Annotated in this window: 19 protein-coding genes; 15 read left to right on the top strand and 4 right to left on the bottom strand. The window is 44.4% G+C overall.

Going from position 1 to position 19,285, the window contains the following annotated elements; translation table 11 throughout:
• The first annotated feature begins 7 nt into the window (after nucleotides 1-7).
• The 9 genes from tcyM to NYE53_RS14520 all read left to right on the top strand — a co-directional run bounded on the left by tcyM (nucleotide 8) and on the right by NYE53_RS14520 (nucleotide 8,536).
• On the top strand, nucleotides 8-715 hold the full coding sequence (gene tcyM / locus NYE53_RS14560; RefSeq protein ID WP_015714510.1) for a sulfur-containing amino acid ABC transporter permease TcyM: 708 nt from the start codon (nucleotides 8-10) through the stop codon (nucleotides 713-715).
• Nucleotides 712-1,491, top strand: coding sequence for a sulfur-containing amino-acid ABC transporter ATP-binding protein TcyN (tcyN, locus tag NYE53_RS14555; RefSeq protein WP_339245331.1), 780 nt, complete (start codon nucleotides 712-714; stop codon nucleotides 1,489-1,491). Before tcyM ends, tcyN begins: the two co-directional genes overlap by 4 nt.
• Nucleotides 1,488-2,492, top strand: a complete 1,005-nt coding sequence (locus NYE53_RS14550) for an LLM class flavin-dependent oxidoreductase (protein WP_339245329.1) — start codon at nucleotides 1,488-1,490, stop codon at nucleotides 2,490-2,492. The genes tcyN and NYE53_RS14550 overlap by 4 nt, the downstream gene beginning before the upstream one ends.
• A 14-nt stretch (nucleotides 2,493-2,506) precedes the next feature.
• Entirely contained in the window at nucleotides 2,507-2,788 is a 282-nt protein-coding gene (locus tag NYE53_RS14545) for a glutaredoxin family protein (protein ID WP_134156562.1), read from the top strand.
• On the top strand, nucleotides 2,785-4,113 hold the full coding sequence (locus NYE53_RS14540) for an LLM class flavin-dependent oxidoreductase (RefSeq protein WP_339245326.1): 1,329 nt from the start codon (nucleotides 2,785-2,787) through the stop codon (nucleotides 4,111-4,113). Before NYE53_RS14545 ends, NYE53_RS14540 begins: the two co-directional genes overlap by 4 nt.
• Before the next feature lie 46 nt (nucleotides 4,114-4,159).
• Nucleotides 4,160-4,852: an RNA-binding riboflavin kinase RibR gene (gene ribR, locus NYE53_RS14535; RefSeq protein ID WP_339245323.1), complete on the top strand. Its 693-nt coding sequence runs from the start codon at nucleotides 4,160-4,162 to the stop codon at nucleotides 4,850-4,852.
• A 17-nt stretch (nucleotides 4,853-4,869) separates the two neighbouring features.
• Nucleotides 4,870-6,120: an S-alkyl-N-acetyl-metabolite deacetylase SndA gene (gene sndA, locus NYE53_RS14530; protein ID WP_339245321.1), complete on the top strand. Its 1,251-nt coding sequence runs from the start codon at nucleotides 4,870-4,872 to the stop codon at nucleotides 6,118-6,120.
• Between the two features lie 18 nt (nucleotides 6,121-6,138).
• Nucleotides 6,139-7,041, top strand: coding sequence for a sulfite exporter TauE/SafE family protein (locus tag NYE53_RS14525; protein WP_088467317.1), 903 nt, complete (start codon nucleotides 6,139-6,141; stop codon nucleotides 7,039-7,041).
• A 175-nt stretch (nucleotides 7,042-7,216) separates the two neighbouring features.
• A complete protein-coding gene (locus NYE53_RS14520) occupies nucleotides 7,217-8,536 on the top strand; it encodes a CBS domain-containing protein (protein ID WP_004398641.1) in 1,320 nt (439 codons plus the stop codon).
• A gap of 18 nt (nucleotides 8,537-8,554) precedes the next feature.
• Here NYE53_RS14520 and NYE53_RS14515 read toward each other — a convergent pair whose 3' ends face one another.
• Nucleotides 8,555-8,857, bottom strand: coding sequence for a YtpI family protein (locus tag NYE53_RS14515; RefSeq protein WP_133954453.1), 303 nt, complete (start codon nucleotides 8,855-8,857; stop codon nucleotides 8,555-8,557).
• A gap of 130 nt (nucleotides 8,858-8,987) precedes the next feature.
• On the opposite strand from NYE53_RS14515, the gene nrnA reads away from it, so the two are divergent.
• A complete protein-coding gene (gene nrnA / locus NYE53_RS14510) occupies nucleotides 8,988-9,929 on the top strand; it encodes a bifunctional oligoribonuclease/PAP phosphatase NrnA (protein ID WP_134156553.1) in 942 nt (313 codons plus the stop codon).
• A 17-nt stretch (nucleotides 9,930-9,946) separates the two neighbouring features.
• On the opposite strand, the gene NYE53_RS14505 is transcribed toward nrnA, so the two are convergent.
• The 3 genes from NYE53_RS14505 to ytrH form a co-directional block, all read right to left on the bottom strand.
• Entirely contained in the window at nucleotides 9,947-10,138 is a 192-nt protein-coding gene (locus NYE53_RS14505) for a hypothetical protein (protein ID WP_003229407.1), read from the bottom strand.
• A gap of 101 nt (nucleotides 10,139-10,239) precedes the next feature.
• Nucleotides 10,240-10,743, bottom strand: a complete 504-nt coding sequence (gene ytrI, locus NYE53_RS14500; protein WP_003229408.1) for a sporulation membrane protein YtrI — start codon at nucleotides 10,741-10,743, stop codon at nucleotides 10,240-10,242.
• Nucleotides 10,740-11,081, bottom strand: a complete 342-nt coding sequence (gene ytrH, locus NYE53_RS14495) for a sporulation membrane protein YtrH (protein ID WP_003229410.1) — start codon at nucleotides 11,079-11,081, stop codon at nucleotides 10,740-10,742. The genes ytrI and ytrH overlap by 4 nt, the downstream gene beginning before the upstream one ends.
• A 139-nt stretch (nucleotides 11,082-11,220) precedes the next feature.
• Here ytrH and dnaE point away from each other — a divergent pair, with 139 nt between their 5' ends.
• The 5 genes from dnaE (at nucleotide 11,221) to pfkA (ending at nucleotide 19,249) form a co-directional block, all read left to right on the top strand.
• Entirely contained in the window at nucleotides 11,221-14,568 is a 3,348-nt protein-coding gene (dnaE, locus tag NYE53_RS14490; RefSeq protein ID WP_339245315.1) for a DNA polymerase III subunit alpha, read from the top strand.
• Between the two features lie 136 nt (nucleotides 14,569-14,704).
• Nucleotides 14,705-15,937, top strand: a complete 1,233-nt coding sequence (gene maeB, locus NYE53_RS14485) for an NADP-dependent malic enzyme (protein WP_014664951.1) — start codon at nucleotides 14,705-14,707, stop codon at nucleotides 15,935-15,937.
• A gap of 334 nt (nucleotides 15,938-16,271) precedes the next feature.
• Nucleotides 16,272-17,144: an acetyl-CoA carboxylase, carboxyltransferase subunit beta gene (accD, locus tag NYE53_RS14480; RefSeq protein ID WP_003223544.1), complete on the top strand. Its 873-nt coding sequence runs from the start codon at nucleotides 16,272-16,274 to the stop codon at nucleotides 17,142-17,144.
• Nucleotides 17,129-18,106: an acetyl-CoA carboxylase carboxyl transferase subunit alpha gene (gene accA / locus NYE53_RS14475; protein ID WP_003229417.1), complete on the top strand. Its 978-nt coding sequence runs from the start codon at nucleotides 17,129-17,131 to the stop codon at nucleotides 18,104-18,106. Before accD ends, accA begins: the two co-directional genes overlap by 16 nt.
• 183 nt (nucleotides 18,107-18,289) lie before the next feature.
• On the top strand, nucleotides 18,290-19,249 hold the full coding sequence (pfkA, locus tag NYE53_RS14470) for a 6-phosphofructokinase (protein WP_003237788.1): 960 nt from the start codon (nucleotides 18,290-18,292) through the stop codon (nucleotides 19,247-19,249).
• Nucleotides 19,250-19,285: the final 36 nt, after the last annotated feature.

Raw genomic sequence — 19,285 nt, 5'->3', positions numbered from 1 at the left:
GAGAAGATTGCAATTTGACTTTCCATTTATCGTTTCCGCCATGAAGGAAATGGTAAAGACCATTCCTCTGACATTGATGATGGCTGTTTTGCCGATCGTGTTTGGATTTCTCGTGGCTCTTGGAAATATAATTGTTAGAATTTTTAGAATTAAGGGCTTGGTGGCTTGCTCAAGGTTTTATGTGTCTTTCTTTCGAAGTACGCCTGCAATTCTTCACATTATGTTGATTTATTTAGGGATACCGCCTGTTGCGGATCAAGTCAGCAGTTTTTTTCATCTCGGCTGGTCCGCCAATGAGATACCGGTCTCCATGTTTGTCATCATGGCCTTGTCTTTAACTGCCGGAGCTTATCTCACAGAAATCATCCGGTCAGGCATTCTGGCGATGGATACCGGTCAGGTCGAAGCGGCTTATTCAATCGGCTTGACACACAGCCAAACCTTTCGGCGTGTAATATTGCCGCAGGCGCTGATGGTTTCCATCCCAAACTTCACAAATTTGGGTATCGGCTTTTTGCATACAACCTCTATCGCAGCTATAGTGGCTGTCCCAGAGATTACAGGGACGGCGACTATCGTTGCTTCTGATAATTATGCATTTTTAGAAGCATTTATCGGAGCAGCGATTATCTATTGGGTGCTGACTCTAATCCTAGAATCCGTAAATGGAGTATTAGAGAGAAAGGCAGCCAGATTTCAAGGAGGCACTTTATGATTGAGATTAAAAATATCCATAAACAGTTTGGCATCCACCATGTATTAAAAGGGATAAATCTCACGGTACGCAAGGGAGAAGTTGTGACGATTATCGGGCCGAGCGGATCAGGGAAAACCACCTTTTTACGCTGCCTGAATTTATTAGAACGGCCGGACGAAGGGGTCATTTCTTTACACGACAAAGTGATTAATTGCAGCTTTCCGTCCAAAAAAGACATTCACTGGCTGAGAAAACAGACGGCAATGGTATTTCAGCAATATCATCTGTTTGCTCACAAAACGGTGATTGAAAATGTCATGGAGGGCTTGACGATTGCCCGGAAAATGAGAAAACAAGACGCGTATGCCGTAGCGGAAAATGAACTGAGAAAGGTCGGGCTTCAAGATAAATTGAATGCTTATCCGAGTCAGTTATCGGGAGGACAAAAGCAGAGGGTCGGGATAGCAAGGGCGCTTGCCATTCATCCTGATGTGCTGCTGTTCGATGAGCCGACGGCAGCGCTTGACCCGGAGCTGGTCGGTGAAGTGCTTGAGGTAATGCTGGAAATCGTGAAAACCGGAGCCACCATGATTGTTGTTACACATGAAATGGAGTTTGCAAGAAGGGTCTCTGATCAAGTTGTTTTTATGGATGAAGGAGTCATTGTTGAGCAAGGAACCCCGGAGGAAGTCTTCCGCCATACCAAAAAAGACAGAACGAGGCAGTTTCTCCGCCGTGTTTCGCCGGAATATTTATTTGAACCAAAAGAACACATAAAGGAGCCGGTGATATGATCCGCTTAAGTATTTTAGACCAAAGCTTGATTGGTGAAGGGGAGACAGCAGCTGATACATTACAGCATACAGTGAGATTGGCGCAAATGGCTGAAGAGTGTGGATATCACCGATTTTGGGTGGCCGAACATCACAATAATGATGAGATTGCAGGGTCTGCACCCGAGGTTCTTTTAGGCTATCTTGCTGCAAGCACAAGAAAAATTCGTTTAGCATCAGGCGGAGTGATGCTGCAGCATTATAGCTCCTATAAAGTAGCGGAGCAATTCCATCTTCTATCAGCGTTAGCTCCCGGCCGTATAGATCTTGGAGTGGGCAAAGCGCCCGGCGGGTTTCAGCTGTCCACAGACGCGCTGCAGGCTGAATATAAAAAACCGGTGCGTCAGTTTGATGAAAAACTGGAGGAGCTTACTCATTTCGTTCGGGATGATTTTCCTGATACCCACCGCTATGCCGCATTGCGTCCTAGGCCGCAGGTTGATCGGAAGCCGGGTATTTTTCTATTGGGAGGAAGCGGAGAGAGTGCCATTTCGGCTGCAAAACTGGGAATCTCTTTTGTCTTTGCTTACTTTATTAATGGTGAAGAGGAAGTGCTGAAGGAAGCCCGCCGAGCATTTGACGCGCATCTCCCGCCAGGATCTGAGGCTGAATTTCATCTTGCCCCCGCTGTTTTTGCGGCACATACAAAAGAAGAAGCGGAAAAACATATTGTGTCGCGTGAATCGATAAAAGTGGTTTTGAAAGACGGGCGTAAGGTCAACGTCGGTTCCCGCGAACAGGCTGAGGCCTATCTGGAAAACGTCACAGAGCCCTATGACATCATCGTGCAAAAAACCGGGATTATTGCCGGAACAAAGGAAGAAGTGGCAGAAGAATTAACACGTTTATCAGGCACATACAAAATCAATGATTTTGTTATTTTTACACCTATCAAAAATGCTGAAGAAAAACAGCTGTCTTATCAGCTGCTGAGCGAAGCAGTTTTAGCTGCAAAACGTTAAGGAGGGACAGAAGAATGAGTGATGTTTTGAACATTGTGGTTTGGAGTAAAAAAGGCTGTTCGTATTGTGAGGAAGTCAAGAATTATTTGAATGAAAAAGGGTTCCCGTTCCAAAATATCGATGTTTCAGAGAAAGAGGAACTTCGGGATATTTTACAGGTGAAATATGGGGTGCGCCATGTGCCTGTGGTCGAAATCGGGCGCGGCAATCAGTATCAAGGGATAACTGAAATCGGCATTGAACACCTTGATCTTGCACTTGCTAATCATGCACAGATAAAGGAGGCAAAAAGATGACACGTTCAGATTTTATTCAGTTTGGAGCCATGATTCACGGTGTCGGGGGAACAACTGACGGCTGGCGTCATCCCGATATTGATCCCTCGGCCAGCACGAATATTGAATTTTACATGAAAAAGGCGCAAACAGCTGAAAAAGGTTTGTTTAGTTTTATTTTCATTGCAGACGGCTTATTTATTTCTGAAAAATCGATTCCTCATTTTTTAAACCGTTTTGAACCGATCACCATTTTATCTGCGCTGGCATCGGTTACCAAAAATATTGGTTTAGTAGGGACGTTCTCTACATCTTTTACTGAGCCATTCACTATCTCCAGACAATTGATGTCGCTGGACCATATCAGCGGGGGCAGGGCTGGCTGGAATCTTGTTACTTCTCCACAGGAAGGAGCGGCGCGCAACCATAGTAAGTCTAATTTGCCAGAACACACTGAACGTTACGAGATCGCACAAGAGCATTTGGATGTTGTGCGCGGGCTGTGGAATTCCTGGGAGCATGACGCATTTATACACAATAAGAAAACAGGGCAGTTTTTCGATCCGGCGAAGCTTCATCGCCTGAATCATAAAGGAAAGTATTTTCAAGTAGAGGGGCCCTTGAATATCGGGCGCTCTAAGCAGGGAGAGCCTGTAGTGTTTCAAGCGGGTTCATCAGAAACAGGCCGGCAGTTTGCTGCTAAAAATGCGGATGCGATTTTTACCCATTCCAATTCATTAGAAGAGACAAAAGCGTTTTATGCGGATGTGAAAAGGCGAGCTGCTGATGAAGGGCGTGATCCTTCAGGTGTGCGGATTTTTCCAGGGATCAGCCCGATTGTGGCAGATACGGAAGAAGAGGCGGAAAAGAAGTATCGTGAATTTGCAGAATTGATACCGATTGAAAATGCTGTTACGTATTTGGCCCGTTTTTTTGATGATTATGATCTGAGTGTTTACCCGTTGGATGAGCCATTTCCCGATATTGGCGATGTGGGAAAGAATGCGTTTCAAAGCACAACAGACCGGATTAAGAGAGAAGCAAAAGCCAGAAATCTGTCATTGCGGGAGGTAGCACAGGAAATGGCTTTTCCACGGCCTTTATTTATCGGCACATCAGAGCGTGTCGCATCCTTAATTGAAACTTGGTTCAACGCTGAGGCGGCAGATGGGTTTATCATTGGGTCGGATATACCGGGAACACTTGATGCTTTTGTAGAAAAGGTGATTCCGATTCTTCAAGAAAGAGGGCTTTATCGTCAAGATTATCGCGGCGGGACATTGCGGGAAAATCTCGGTCTTGGCATTCCGCAGCATCAATCCGTTTTACATTCATCACATCAATAGGTTTCGTCTGATCGAATGCGGAAGCTGAGAGGGGAGGCTGACTTTTTTGACGATCATTGCCGGTACGGTTGTGAAAGGAAAACAATTAGGCAGAAAGCTTGGATTCCCCACGGCAAATGTAGATGCAAAAATGCATGGGCTGCGTAATGGAGTTTATGGGGTTCTGGCGACAGTCAATCATCAATTTCATTTAGGGGTTATGAATATCGGTGTGAAACCGACGGTGGGCTCTAACCTTGAAAAGACATTGGAGATTTTTTTGTTTGACTTTCATAGAGACATCTATGGAGAAAAAATCGAATGCAGCATTCTCTTTAAAATTAGAGAAGAAAGAAGGTTTGATTCTTTGGAGTCGTTAACAAAGCAAATTAAAAAGGATATTTCGTGCGTTGCAAAACGCTTTGAGCTGATTGGGATTATGGCACCGAACAAAAAAGAAAGCCTGCTTTCCCATCAGGAGTTAAATCTTCCGGATCTCTGCTTTTACAAGAAATGTAACAACCTATATGGCGTCAACCGAGGCGTATACAATGTTATTGATAACTGGTTTTTTGAGTACGGAATTACACAAGTAGCTTACAGGCGCATTTATATTTTATCTTTTTTAAGCTTTTTGAAAGAAGATAATCCGAAAGTTTCCAGCAAGTATATAAGATTTGGGGCGGGCGGTCTTACTAATAAATTGAACCGATTTATTTCATCTTATGTTGAAGAGTCTGAAGAAAATATATTGGGATAGGGAAAGGAGCGGAACATATGTCTTTGGATTATTGGAGAAATATAGAAGGCTCCTATCCATATCAGACTACAGGAAATGACATCCTGACGTTGAAAGAGGAGTCTAATCCCGTAAATCTCTCAACGCTAGAAAAGCAGCTCATTGGCATTCGCCGGCACCTGCACCAATATCCTGAACTGTCAAAAGAAGAATTTGAAACAACTGCTTTTATAAAAAAATGCCTTAAAGAAAAGGGGATACAGATTCGCCCTACTGCTCTAAAAACGGGTGTGTTCGCAGACATAGCAGGGGAGTCAGAAGGTCCGGCGATTGCTTTGAGGGCTGATATTGACGCCTTGCCAATCGAAGAAAAAACAGGATTGCCTTATGCGTCTAAACATAAAGGGATCATGCATGCGTGCGGTCATGATTTTCATACGGCAGCGCTTCTTGGTGCGGCCTTTTTATTGAAGGAAAATCAAGACAGTCTGAAAGGGAGGATTCGTTTATTATTTCAGCCGGCAGAGGAAGCGGGTGCAGGCGCTGCAAAAGTGATAGAGGACGGCCAACTGGATGGCATTGATGCGGTTATTGGACTTCATAATAAACCGGATATCGCGGTTGGGACTGTAGGGTTAAAAATAGGCCCGCTTATGGCTGCTGTTGACCGATTTAAAGTAGAGATAGAAGGGAAAGGTGCTCATGCAGCATTGCCGCATAATGGTTTTGATCCAATTGTCGGCGCTTCTCAGCTTATTGTCGCCCTGCAAACGATTGTGAGCAGAAATGTAAACCCGCTGCAAAGCGCGATTTTAACCGTAGGGAAAATCAACGGCGGCAGCACTTGGAATGTCATTCCGGATACAGTTGTCATTGAGGGCACTGTTCGTACATTTGATTCAGAGGTTCGTGATCAAGTGAAACAGCGTTTTTTGGCAGTCACAGAGCAGATTTCTGCCGCTTTCTCGTTAAAGGCAAATGTGAAGTGGCATTCCGGATCGCCGCCGCTTTGTAATGATGAGGCAATAACGGGGCTGGTGCGAGACGCTGCGCATAAAGCGAAACTTCAAGTCATTGATCCCGACCCATCAACCGCGGGGGAAGATTTTGCTTATTATCTTGAGCATATTCCGGGATCCTTTGCGTTTTTTGGAACAGACGGTGATCATGATTGGCACCACCCTGCATTTACAATTGATGAAACTGCCATTATCAAAGCCTCTTATTTTTTATATGAAAGCGCCAAGAGATTGTTAGATTCGAATGAAGAATCAAAAATATCTGATTGATATAGATGGGGTGTTCTGATGAAGAAATTAATCGTTTTTGCATTTATTGGTTTATTGTCGCAGTTAATAGACGGTTCGTTAGGTATGGCTTATGGGGTTACCTCAACTTCTTTGTTATTGGCGTTTGGCATCACACCTGCTGTGGCTTCGGCTTCTGTCCATTTAGCGGAAGTCGTAACGACTGCCGCATCGGGAGTGTCGCATATTAAATTTGGCAATGTTGACAAACAAACCGTTTATCAGCTTGTCATTCCCGGCTCTATAGGCGCTTTTTTAGGCGCGGCATTCCTCAGCCAATTACCTGGAGATGTGGCGAAACCCTATATTTCTTTGTTTTTGCTCCTTCTGGGCGGATATGTATTAATCAGGTTTTTATTTCAATATAAGCCGGCTCTTGAGAAGAAGCATGTGCCGTTAAACCGAAAACAATCCATCCCATTGGGAGTGATCGCTGGTTTTGCAGATGCCACAGGCGGAGGCGGCTGGGGGCCGGTGACCACTCCGATTTTATTATCCCGCAAAGGCTTGAGCCCGAGGAAAGTTGTCGGGACTGTAGACACAAGTGAATTTGCCATCGCCGTATCTGCAACTGCCGGTTTTCTTATTTCATTAGGATGGGAGGACGTCAATTGGTTATGGGTGTTTTCACTAATGGCCGGCGGAATTATCGCTGCCCCTATCGCAGCATGGCTGGTGCAGAAGTTTCATCCGCAATTGATGGGTGTGCTTGTTGGAGGGTTTATTATTCTGGTAAATGCCAGAACATTAATAAATGAATGGATCGCAAACACAGCTGTTTATCCATTGATCTATACGGCCATAGGGGCGATATGGCTATTTGCAGTTTTATTTGTTTTATCTAAAATAGGGAATCGAAATATTGTTAAGACAGCGGTTGATGTCCATTTAAAAGAAAAATAAAGGTTTTTCCGCTTTACGATGTAAAAGGAGCCACGGGGTCCTTGCGCTTGACTGGAACGAAATCAACGCTGTAAGAAGCCGGTCGGGCTTCTTTTTTATTTTCCAGCCTCATTGCGTATAAATCCTTTGAAACCTTATAATAAAAACAAGAAGACTGTCCTTAGAGGTGAAAGGCTTGGCAACGAAGCATGAACAAATTTTAACGTATATCGATTCACTGCCTGTCGGTGAAAAAATTTCTGTCCGAAGAATTGCAAAGGAAATGAAAGTAAGCGAAGGAACCGCGTACAGAGCGATCAAGGAAGCAGAGAATAAAGGGTTTGTCAGCACGATTGAACGTGTGGGCACAATCAGAATTGAACAAAAGAAAAAAGAGAACATTGAAAAGCTTACCTATGCAGAGGTTGTAAATGTTATAGACGGACAAGTGCTCGGAGGCAGGGCAGGGCTCCATAAGACATTGAATAAATTCGTCATCGGCGCGATGGAGCTTGACGCGATGATGCGTTACACCGCAGCGGGGAATCTTTTGATTGTCGGAAACAGAATAAATGCACACAGGCAGGCGCTTGAAGCGGGCGCGGCCGTATTGGTGACCGGAGGCTTTAACACGGATGACAGCATTGTGCAGCTGGCAGATGAGCTTGAACTGCCGATTTTATCCACGAGCTATGACACCTTTACAGTTGCCGCGATGATTAACCGGGCAATATATGACCAGCTGATCAAAAAAGAAATTGTTTTGGTGGAGGACATCCTAACACCTGCTGACCGCACGGTATATCTTTCGCCTAAGGATAAACTTGAAAAATGGTATGAGAAAAATTTTGAAACGGGGCACGGCCGCTTCCCGGTTGTCGACGATCAAATGAAAATCCATGGCATTCTGACATCAAAAGATATTGCTGGCCATGACCGAAATGCATCTATAGAAAAAGTTATGACCAAAAATCCCGTCACGGTTATTGGGAAAACATCTGTCGCTTCAGCTGCGCAAATGATGGTATGGGAAGGGATCGAAGTGCTTCCCGTCACTGACGGCCACCAAAAACTCATCGGCATGATCAGCCGCCAAGACGTATTGAAAGCTCTTCAAATGATTCAAAAGCAGCCGCAGGTCGGGGAGAAGCTTGATGATATCGTTTCAAGGGGGTTTAAAGATGAGGGTGATGATAAAGAAGATCAAACGGTTTACGAGTATGAAGTCACGCCGCAAATGACAAATCAGCTTGGAACCATTTCTTATGGCGTATTTACGACTATTTTGACGCAAGCGGCAAACCGATTTTTGCGCTCGAAAAAACGCGGCGAACTCGTCATAGAGAGCATCACCATCTTCTTTTTGAAGCCTGTGCAGATGGAATCAGTCATCGAAGTCAAACCTCGCATCTTGGAGGCCGGCAGAAAGTTTGGGAAAATGGAAGTGGAAGTGCACAGCCAAGGTCATATCGTGTCTAAAGCGATGTTGATGGTTCAGCTGATGGAAAGAAGCTAAGGGACGTTCAGGCGCCCCTTACGCGTGATCTCTTTCAGCTTCTTTGGCGTGAAGGGGATTGTAATGCCTAAAGGCTTTATAACCTGCCCAAGCGCTTCCTGCTCCTATGACGATAAAGATACCGCCGATTACTAACGTTAATACTGAATGGAATAATATCATTTGGTTAAGCCCGTAGAACAGGACTAGTGACCCTAAGGCCATGCTTGATTTTGCTGAATAGATTTCTTTTGCCAAAGATGGCTTTGCCCGTACGCCTTTTACTTTATAGTACACATAAAAGCAGGCTGAAAGCCCAATCAAAAAAACAAGAACCAGCATAAATGAAATCCTCCATCGTAAAAGTTTACAAACCCATTTTATACAAAAACGGGCTTGGTTTTGACGTTATTTTTCTTTTCCGTCGGCAGAGAATGTGATTTAATGAATAAAAACAATAAAGGAGTATCAAATGAAAACAGAATTGATCAGAACCATATCATTATATGACACGATTATCTTACATAGACATGTGCGTCCTGATCCGGATGCCTACGGATCACAGTGCGGGCTTACGGAAATCCTGCGTGAAACATATCCTGAAAAAAATATTTTTGCGGTCGGCACGCCTGAACCGTCCCTCTCTTTCTTATATTCCCTTGATGAGGTGGACAATGAAACATATGAAGGCGCACTTGTCATTGTCTGTGACACGGCAAATCAGGAAAGAATCGACGATCAGCGTTATCCTTCAGGAGCCAAACTAATGAAAATCGACCACCATCCGAACGAAGATCCATACGGTGACCTTCTCTGGGTCGATACAAGCGCCAGCTCAGTAAGTGAAATGATTTACGAGCTGTATTTAGAAGGAAAAGAGCACGGCTGGAAGCTGAATACGAAAGCGGCAGAGCTGATCTACGCCGGCATTGTTGGAGATACCGGACGCTTTTTATTTCCGAATACCACGGAAAAAACATTAAAATATGCAGGCGAGCTCATTCAGTATCCATTCTCTTCCTCAGAGTTATTTAATCAATTGTATGAAACAAAACTGAATGTGGTGAAGCTTAACGGCTTTATCTTTCAAAATGTGTCTTTGTCCGAAAACGGGGCTGCTTCTGTTTTCATCAAAAAGGATACGCTTGAAAAATTCGGCACAACGGCTTCTGAAGCGTCGCAGCTTGTCGGGACGCTTGGCAATATCTCAGGTATTCGCGCCTGGGTGTTTTTCGTAGAAGAAGACGATCAAATCAGAGTCAGATTCCGTTCGAAGGGGCCTGTCATTAACGGACTTGCCCGGAAATATAACGGCGGAGGGCATCCGTTTGCTTCAGGCGCCTCTATTTACAGTTGGGATGAAGCTGATCGGATTTTAGCTGATCTGGAAACATTATGTAAAGAACACGAGTAGAGGGGAGACCCTCTCTCTTAGTGTTCATCTGTGACGGGGATGAACCAGCAGCCGAAATCAGTAAGGTCCTCGTAGACTTGGAGATTGTGTGATTGAAGTTCTTTTTTGATGAGGGAAGCGAGTGAGTTTGTTTCGGCATATGCAGAAAAACCTTGTCTGAGACGGGCTGCTTGATCTTTTGCTAACTGACGGTCACTGTAAACCTCCATTTCCCTTCCTCCTTCCTTTCGCCATTAAGCCTCACATATAGTTTATAAAAAAGAATGGGAAAAAGCGACAGAAGTTTGGAGAATTTAAAAAAAATCCATAATTATGTGGCGAAAGATATTTCAAGTTCCACTGTCAGCCTCGTATAAATAATCAATTCTCTGACGGTTGCCTCGTATTTTTTTTCATTGATCATATAGACTTTATTTTCAATTGTCCGCTTCAAGAGATCCTTTGTTTGATAGACGCTCTCTATGTCTTTTGTAATCACCTCTGAAATATCATCCTTTACATGCTCCTCGAATTTCGTTTTATCCGGCTGTGATATTTTATATTTATCCCCATTCAGCAATTTGACGCTGACGCTTTGAATCAGCAGTTTTCTTTTATTATCTTCATTCAGTTTATGGAGGTCTTCCTGATAGATCGAAATTTGATTGTTCAAGTCTTTTACATGCTCTTTTTGCTTTTCGATGAGGCTGACCTGCTCCTCTTGGAATGTTCCGTAAGTAAACAGGAAAAAGAACCAGCTAATTACGGCTCCGCACATCATTCCCGCGAAAAAACGCTGCCATCCCGGTTTTTTGTAATGCTGGGGGACCCTCATGAAGAAAGATGCTCCTGGGTCAGCCATGATATAATAAGCCAGCCGCTTTGCGCGCCTCCCATGGCCGAAATAATTAAAAGAAGCTGTTTAAAGATATCTCTCGTATTGCCTTCGAGTATGCCGCGTTCAAAGCTGTATACCGCATCAAAGGTGCCTCCGATAGCTGCGACAAGCGCCCATATTTTTAACCGGTTGGCAAGCTTTGTAATGGCTGTAAGCGGGGGTTCGCCTGCCAAATATGCTCCGAGCCCTCCAATGAGTGCGCCCCCGATCAGCACCCCTAACGCAATGAAGTAGCTATTGATAAAATTCACCATAAATCCTGCTTCCTGATCCATCTTTATCACCTCACCTTTTATATCATATTGAGCTTTCAGGACAAGTATGATGATGAGTCAAAAAAGAACATTTGTTTCTTTTGGAAACCGGCCTTATAATGAAGGAAGAAATGGATCGTAATGAGAAAGAGGTGATAGCATGTCTTTTGTTCACCTGCAAGTGCATAGCGGGTATAGCCTGCTAAACAGCGCCGCGGCTGTGGAAGAGCTCGTCAGTGAAGCTGACAGGCTCGGATATGCGTCTTTGGCGCTGACAGATGATCATGTCATGTACGGAGCTATTCAATTTTATAAAGCTTGCAAGGCGAGAGGGATCAACCCAATAATCGGTTTGACGGCTTCTGTTTTTACAGATGACAGCGAACTTGAAGCATACCCGCTCGTCCTGCTGGCAAAATCAAATACAGGCTATCAAAACCTGCTGAAAATCAGCAGCGTTCTGCAATCTAAATCAAAAGGCGGACTGAAGCCGAAATGGCTTCACAGTTATCGAGAAGGGATTATCGCAATAACGCCCGGCGAAAAAGGATATATTGAAACGCTTCTTGAAGGAGGGCTGTTCGAACAGGCTGCTCAAGCCTCGCTGGAATTTCAGTCTATATTCGGAAAGGGAGCTTTTTATTTCTCCTATCAGCCTTTTAAAGGGAATCAAGTCTTGTCTGAGCAGATTCTAAAGCTATCAGAAGAAACGGATATCCCTGTTACGGCCACAGGCGATGTGCATTACATAAGGAAGGAAGATAAGGCTGCCTACCGTTGTTTGAAAGCGATTAAAGCGGGGGAAAAACTGACGGATGCACCCGCTGAAGATTTGCCTGATCTCGATTTGAAACCACTCGAAGAAATGCAAAACATTTATCGAGAGCATCCCGAGGCACTGCAAGCTTCTGTAGAGATCGCGGAACAATGCCGGGTTGACGTCAGTCTCGGGCAGACCCGTCTACCGTCTTTCCCGACCCCAGACGGAACGTCCGCTGATGATTATTTAACGGATATCTGTATGGAGGGACTCCGCAGCCGTTTCGGCAAGCCTGATGAACGATACCTTCGCCGTCTTCAATATGAGCTTGATGTCATCAAGCGGATGAAGTTCAGCGATTACTTTCTGATCGTGTGGGATTTTATGAAGCACGCCCATGAAAAAGGGATTGTTACAGGACCGGGAAGAGGTTCTGCGGCAGGTTCTCTTGTGGCATATGTGCTGTATATCACAGATGTTGACCCGATTAAGCATCACCTTCTGTTTGAAAGATTTTTAAATCCCGAACGCGTCAGCATGCCGGATATTGATATTGACTTTCCCGATACTAGAAGGGATGAAGTCATTCAATATGTTCAGCAGAAATACGGTGCGATGCACGTCGCACAGATTATCACTTTTGGAACACTTGCGGCAAAGGCGGCGCTCCGGGACGTCGGCAGAGTATTCGGCGTCAGCCCGAAGGAGGCAGATCAGCTTGCAAAACTCATTCCTTCAAGACCGGGCATGACGCTGGATGAAGCGAGACAGCAGTCACCGCAGCTGGATAAGCGGCTTCGGGAGTCAAGCCTGCTTCAGCAAGTCTATTCAATTGCCCGGAAAATAGAAGGGCTGCCAAGGCATGCATCAACCCACGCAGCGGGCGTTGTCCTGAGTGAAGAACCGTTAACAGATGTTGTTCCGCTTCAAGAAGGGCATGAAGGGATCTATTTAACGCAATACGCGATGGACCATCTTGAAGACTTGGGCCTTTTAAAAATGGATTTCTTAGGCTTGAGGAATCTGACACTTATTGAATCCATCACTTCAATGATTGAAAAAGAAGAAAATATTAATATAGATCTTTCAAGTATATCCTACAGCGATGACAAAACGTTCTCCTTGCTGTCAAAAGGGGATACGACAGGCATTTTCCAACTTGAATCTGCAGGGATGAGAAGCGTCTTGAAACGGCTGAAACCTTCGGGCCTAGAAGATATTGTGGCGGTCAATGCACTGTACCGGCCGGGTCCGATGGAAAATATTCCGTTATTTATCGACCGTAAACACGGCCGGGCGCCTGTTCACTATCCTCATGAAGATTTAAGGAGCATTTTGGAAGATACATATGGCGTCATTGTGTATCAGGAACAAATTATGATGATTGCTTCCCGTATGGCGGGGTTTTCTTTAGGCGAAGCGGACCTATTGAGAAGGGCGGTCAGCAAAAAGAAAAAAGAAATCCTGGACAGAGAGCGAAGCCATTTTGTTGAAGGGTGCTTAAAAAAGGAGTATTCTGTAGACACTGCAAATGAGGTCTACGATTTAATCGTCAAATTCGCAAACTATGGCTTTAACAGAAGCCATGCGGTGGCATACAGCATGATCGGGTGCCAGCTTGCGTATTTGAAAGCTCATTATCCGTTATATTTTATGTGCGGATTGCTGACAAGCGTCATTGGCAATGAGGATAAAATCTCTCAATATCTTTACGAAGCAAAGGGGAGCGGGATTCGTATCCTTCCTCCGTCAGTGAATAAAAGCAGTTTTCCGTTTACAGTTGAAAACGGATCTGTCAGATACAGCCTCCGCGCAATAAAAAATGTAGGCGTCTCAGCAGTCAAAGATATATATAAAGCAAGAAAAGAGAAACCATTTGAAGATCTTTTCGATTTCTGCTTTCGCGTGCCGTCAAAAAGCGTAAATCGCAAAATGCTTGAAGCACTTATCTTTTCTGGTGCGATGGACGAATTCGGCCAAAACCGGGCCACGCTGCTCGCATCCATTGATGTTGCTTTGGAACATGCTGAGCTATTCGCCGCGGACGATGACCAAATGGGATTGTTTTTAGATGAATCGTTTTCAATTAAGCCGAAGTATGTGGAGACGGAGGAGCTTCCTCTGGTGGATTTACTTGCGTTTGAAAAGGAAACGCTTGGCATTTATTTTTCAAATCATCCTCTCTCCGCCTTCCGAAAACAGCTCACTGCGCAAGGAGCAGTCTCCATTCTGCAGGCTCAGCGGGCAGTCAAAAGGCAGCTTTCACTAGGCGTTCTGCTGTCGAAGATCAAAACGATTCGGACGAAAACAGGTCAAAACATGGCGTTTTTAACGCTCAGTGATGAAACCGGCGAGATGGAAGCCGTAGTCTTCCCTGAACAATTCAGACAGCTTTCTCCCGTTTTAAGAGAAGGCGCTCTTTTGTTCACTGCGGGGAAATGTGAAGTTAGACAAGATAAGATCCAATTCATCATGTCCCGGGCAGAATTATTAGAAAATATGGATGCAGAAAAAGCGCCATCGGTTTATATAAAAATAGAAAGCAGTCAGCACAGCCAGGAGATCCTGGCAAAGATTAAGCGCATTTTGCTGGAGCATAAAGGGGAAACAGGCGTTTATCTCTATTATGAAAGGCAAAAACAGACGATTAAGCTTCCTGAGTCGTTTCATATCAATGCAGATCATCAGGTGTTATATCGCTTAAAAGAGCTGTTGGGTCAAAAAAACGTCGTTTTAAAACAGTGGTAACGATTCGCTTTTTGTTATACAATTGGAGCAATTATGTGATCCTGTTTAAATATTCAGATAGATTTACTCCGCAGAATGCAGCAATCAACGCAGCAGTATACGAATCAAAAAATATCCATAAGGAGTGTTTAGGAGAATGTCATTAAGAGAAGAAGCATTACACCTGCATAAAGTCAACCAGGGGAAACTGGAGTCTAAATCAAAAGTAGAGGTCAGAAATGCGAAAGATTTAAGCCTCGCGTATTCTCCGGGTGTTGCAGAACCGTGTAAGGATATTCATGAAGACATTAACAAAGTATATGATTATACAATGAAGGGGAACATGGTAGCAGTTGTAACTGACGGTACAGCTGTACTTGGCCTTGGAAACATCGGCCCTGAAGCGGCGCTTCCTGTTATGGAAGGGAAAGCAGTTCTTTTTAAAAGCTTTGCGGGCGTAGATGCGTTCCCGATTGCTTTAAACACAAACGATGTTGATAAAATCGTTGAAACTGTAAAATTGCTGGAACCGACATTTGGCGGCGTCAACCTTGAAGATATTGCAGCGCCAAACTGCTTTATCATTGAAGAGCGCCTCAAAAAAGAAACAAACATCCCGGTTTTCCATGATGATCAGCACGGTACTGCCATTGTAACCGTAGCAGGTCTTGTGAACGCGCTGAAACTGTCTGGAAAATCCATGTCATCCATTAAAGTTGTCGCAAACGGCGCGGGTGCGGCTGGCATTGCGATTATCAAGCTTCTTCATCATTATGGCGTTCGCGACATTGTGATGTGCGATTCCAAAGGGGCCATTTATGAAGGGCGCCCGAACGGCATGAACGATGTCAAAAATGAAGTGGCGAAGTTCACGAACCAAGATCGCAAAGACGGTTCTCTGAAAGATGTCATCGTTGATGCTGACGTATTTATCGGTGTCTCTGTAGCAGGCGCGTTAACAAAAGAAATGGTTCAAAGCATGGCAAAAGATCCAATTATCTTTGCAATGGCAAATCCAAATCCGGAAATCATGCCGGAAGATGCGCGTGAAGCCGGAGCAAGCGTTATCGGAACTGGCCGTTCTGACTTCCCGAACCAAGTAAACAATGTTCTTGCATTCCCTGGTATTTTCCGCGGAGCGCTTGATGTGCGTGCCACTCATATTAACGAGGAAATGAAAATCGCAGCGGTTGAAGCCATTGCTTCACTGGTTTCAGAAGATGAGCTTAGCGCAGACTATGTCATCCCTGCACCGTTTGATAAACGTGTTGCGCCTGCTGTTGCGAAGGCTGTGGCAAAAGCTGCGATGGAAACAGGTGTTGCAAGAATCACTGTTGACCCTGAAGAAGTCGCAGAAAAAACAAGAAAACTTACGATTATTGGTGAATAATTTTAATTCATTCCAAAAATGGCAGCGCGTTGGCGGAGACCGGCGCGCTGTTCTCAAGTTAAACTGACGGCTGAAATTTTTTTAGGGGGTTAGCCTTAAAAAAATTTCAGCCGGGTTTAACATTATTTTTGAATGCGCTGTCAACCTTGTCGCTTCAACACCTTATCTGATTTCATACAAGCCTTTCCGAGCACGTCATCGAATAAAAAGTTGTCGAATTGAGGATGACAGCGTTTGACAAAAAAAGTACAATAGTTTCGGTAAAGTTATTAGCAAGTCTATCTGTTTGATGACATGCGGTGAAGAGAACCCTTCACAAAAGGGAGGTAATCATTTGTTAAAGGATATATTCACGAAAAAGAAAAAGTATGCTTCCGTACCGTCTGATCAAGCGAAGCACGATGTTCCGGAAGGCATTATGACAAAATGTCCTAAGTGTAAAAAAATCATGCTCACTAAAGAGTTGGATAAAAATATGCGGGTATGCATGAACTGCGATTATCATTTCCCAATGAACGCAAAACAGCGTATCGAAAGCTTGATGGATGAACAATCCTTTGAGGAATTCAATCAGGGAATGCTCTCGGAAAATCCGCTTGGTTTCCCGGGATATCTGGAAAAGCTTGAAAAAGATCGCGAGAAAACATCCTTAAACGAGGCTGTTGTGACAGGCAAAGGCACCATCGGCGGACACCCGGCTGTTGTCGCCGTCATGGACTCTTCATTCAGAATGGGCAGCATGGGTTCAGTCGTCGGTGAAAAAATCACGCTTGCGATTGAAAAAGCAAAAGCTGATAAAGTTCCGTTTATTATTTTTACGGCTTCAGGCGGCGCTAGAATGCAGGAAGGCGTATTAAGTTTGATGCAGATGGCTAAGACAAGCTCTGCGTTAAAACTGTTCAGTGAAGAACAGGGTCTTATTATTTCAGTAATGACGCATCCGACTACCGGGGGCGTATCAGCAAGCTTTGCATCCCTTGGAGATTACAATTTCGCTGAACCTGGCGCGCTGATCGGTTTTGCCGGAAGACGGATTATTGAACAGACAATAGGAGAAAAACTGCCTGAGGACTTCCAAACGGCTGAATTTTTATTAAAACATGGACAGCTTGATGCGGTTATTCATCGCGACGATATGAAAAAAACGTTAGAAAATCTGCTGGATATGCATCAAACAGGAGGTGACATTGAGTGGCTCCAAGATTAGAATTTGAAAAACCGGTGATTGAACTGCAAACCAAAATCGCCGAACTAAAAAAATTCACCCAAGATTCCGATATGGATCTAAGTGCGGAAATCGAACGGCTCGAAGACCGTCTCGCTAAGCTTCAGGATGATATTTACAAAAATCTGAAGCCATGGGACCGGGTTCAAATTGCGCGTCTGGCGGACCGTCCGACAACTCTTGATTATATCGAACACCTGTTTACCGACTTTTTTGAATGTCACGGAGACAGAGCGTACGGGGACGATGAAGCCATTGTCGGCGGCATTGCGAAATTCCATGGCCTTCCTGTAACGGTAATCGGGCATCAGCGCGGCAAAGACACGAAGGAAAACCTAGTCCGCAATTTTGGGATGCCGCATCCAGAAGGCTACAGAAAAGCGCTTCGTCTGATGAAACAGGCTGACAAATTTAACAGACCAATTATCTGTTTTATTGATACGAAGGGGGCATACCCTGGACGAGCAGCTGAAGAAAGAGGACAAAGTGAAGCTATTGCCAAAAACCTGTTTGAGATGGCCGGCCTTCGAGTGCCTGTTATCTGCATCGTCATCGGTGAAGGCGGAAGCGGCGGAGCACTTGGTCTGGGTGTAGGCAATCACTTGCATATGCTGGAAAACTCTACTTATTCTGTTATTTCTCCGGAAGGTGCCGCGGCACTTTTATGGAAGGACTCTAGTCTTGCTAAAAAAGCAGCAGAAACAATGAAAATCACTGCGCCGGATTTAAAAGAATTAGGTATTATAGATCATATGATTAAAGAAGTAAAAGGCGGAGCGCACCATGATGTGAAGCTGCAGGCAAGCTATATGGACGAAACCCTTAAACAATCGTTAAAAACTTTGCTGAAGCTGAGCGAAGAAGAATTAGTTCAGCAGCGCTATGAAAAATATAAAGCAATTGGTAAAGTCTCGGTTGAAGATCAATATATCGGGGTAAACTAAATAAACGTGAAGCCTTTGGCTCACGTTTATTTTTTGTGACATTCCTTAAATTTTATTTAAAAACAATTTATTTAATTGTATAATAGGTAAGGTTTCATAGGGAGGATGGAGATCCCTTTTCATTGTTTTTAGGGCAATGATCATGTTATGTTTAATCATATATGTTGCTGAGGTGAATGGAGAATGAAACGTATAGGGGTATTAACGAGTGGCGGGGATTCCCCGGGAATGAACGCAGCAGTTCGCGCAGTAGTCAGAAAAGCGATTTATCATGACGTTGAAGTTTACGGTATTTACAACGGATACGCGGGATTGATCAGCGGAAAGATTGAAAAGCTTGAACTCGGATCAGTAGGCGATATTATACATCGTGGAGGAACTAAGCTTTATACGGCAAGATGTCCTGAATTCAAAACAGTTGAAGGCCGTGAAAAAGGGATAGAAAACTTGAAGAAGCTTGGGATTGAAGGCCTTGTTGTTATCGGCGGAGACGGTTCATATATGGGTGCGAAAAAATTAACGGAACACGGGTTTCCATGTGTAGGTGTACCGGGTACAATTGATAATGACATTCCGGGCACTGATTTTACAATCGGTTTCGATACAGCTTTAAATACAGTAATTGACGCAATTGATAAGATTCGCGATACAGCGACTTCTCATGAACGTACATATGTAATCGAAGTAATGGGCCGTCATGCCGGCGATATCGCATTGTGGGCCGGTCTTGCAGGGGGCGCGGAATCGATCTTAATCCCTGAGGCAGACTATGACATGCACGAAATCATTGCTCGCTTAAAACGCGGCCACGAACGCGGCAAGAAGCACAGTATTATTATTGTTGCCGAAGGTGTAGGCAGCGGTGTTGAATTCGGGAAACGCATTGAAGAAGAAACAAATCTTGAAACTAGGGTATCTGTATTGGGCCATATCCAGCGCGGAGGTTCTCCGAGTGCTGCTGACCGTGTGTTGGCAAGCCGTCTCGGCGCATATGCAGTTGAACTGCTGCTTGAAGGAAAAGGCGGACGCTGTGTAGGTATACAAAACAATAAGCTTGTAGACCATGATATTATAGAAATACTTGAGACAAAACACACAGTTGAGCAAAACATGTATCAGCTTTCAAAAGAACTGTCTATCTAATGTACAGCTGAAGGCTGAAGATTTCAGAAGGAAGTG

The organism is Bacillus sp. FSL R5-0523, assembly GCF_037975295.1.
GTDB lineage: Bacteria > Bacillota > Bacilli > Bacillales > Bacillaceae > Bacillus > Bacillus subtilis.
This window is presented reverse-complemented; position numbering and strand designations above follow the sequence as displayed.

Excerpts from the sequence above, each read along its gene's own strand:
- tcyN (WP_339245331.1), top strand. The coding sequence starts at position 712 with ATGATTGAGATTAAAAATATCCATAAACAGTTTGGCATCCACCATGTA.
- NYE53_RS14550 (WP_339245329.1), top strand. The coding sequence starts at position 1,488 with ATGATCCGCTTAAGTATTTTAGACCAAAGCTTGATTGGTGAAGGGGAG.
- NYE53_RS14545 (WP_134156562.1), top strand. The coding sequence starts at position 2,507 with ATGAGTGATGTTTTGAACATTGTGGTTTGGAGTAAAAAAGGCTGTTCG.
- NYE53_RS14540 (WP_339245326.1), top strand. The coding sequence starts at position 2,785 with ATGACACGTTCAGATTTTATTCAGTTTGGAGCCATGATTCACGGTGTC.
- sndA (WP_339245321.1), top strand. The coding sequence starts at position 4,870 with ATGTCTTTGGATTATTGGAGAAATATAGAAGGCTCCTATCCATATCAG.
- NYE53_RS14525 (WP_088467317.1), top strand. The coding sequence starts at position 6,139 with ATGAAGAAATTAATCGTTTTTGCATTTATTGGTTTATTGTCGCAGTTA.
- NYE53_RS14515 (WP_133954453.1), bottom strand. The coding sequence starts at position 8,857 with ATGCTGGTTCTTGTTTTTTTGATTGGGCTTTCAGCCTGCTTTTATGTG.
- nrnA (WP_134156553.1), top strand. The coding sequence starts at position 8,988 with ATGAAAACAGAATTGATCAGAACCATATCATTATATGACACGATTATC.
- NYE53_RS14505 (WP_003229407.1), bottom strand. The coding sequence starts at position 10,138 with ATGGAGGTTTACAGTGACCGTCAGTTAGCAAAAGATCAAGCAGCCCGT.
- ytrI (WP_003229408.1), bottom strand. The coding sequence starts at position 10,743 with ATGAGGGTCCCCCAGCATTACAAAAAACCGGGATGGCAGCGTTTTTTC.
- ytrH (WP_003229410.1), bottom strand. The coding sequence starts at position 11,081 with ATGGATCAGGAAGCAGGATTTATGGTGAATTTTATCAATAGCTACTTC.
- dnaE (WP_339245315.1), top strand. The coding sequence starts at position 11,221 with ATGTCTTTTGTTCACCTGCAAGTGCATAGCGGGTATAGCCTGCTAAAC.
- maeB (WP_014664951.1), top strand. The coding sequence starts at position 14,705 with ATGTCATTAAGAGAAGAAGCATTACACCTGCATAAAGTCAACCAGGGG.
- pfkA (WP_003237788.1), top strand. The coding sequence starts at position 18,290 with ATGAAACGTATAGGGGTATTAACGAGTGGCGGGGATTCCCCGGGAATG.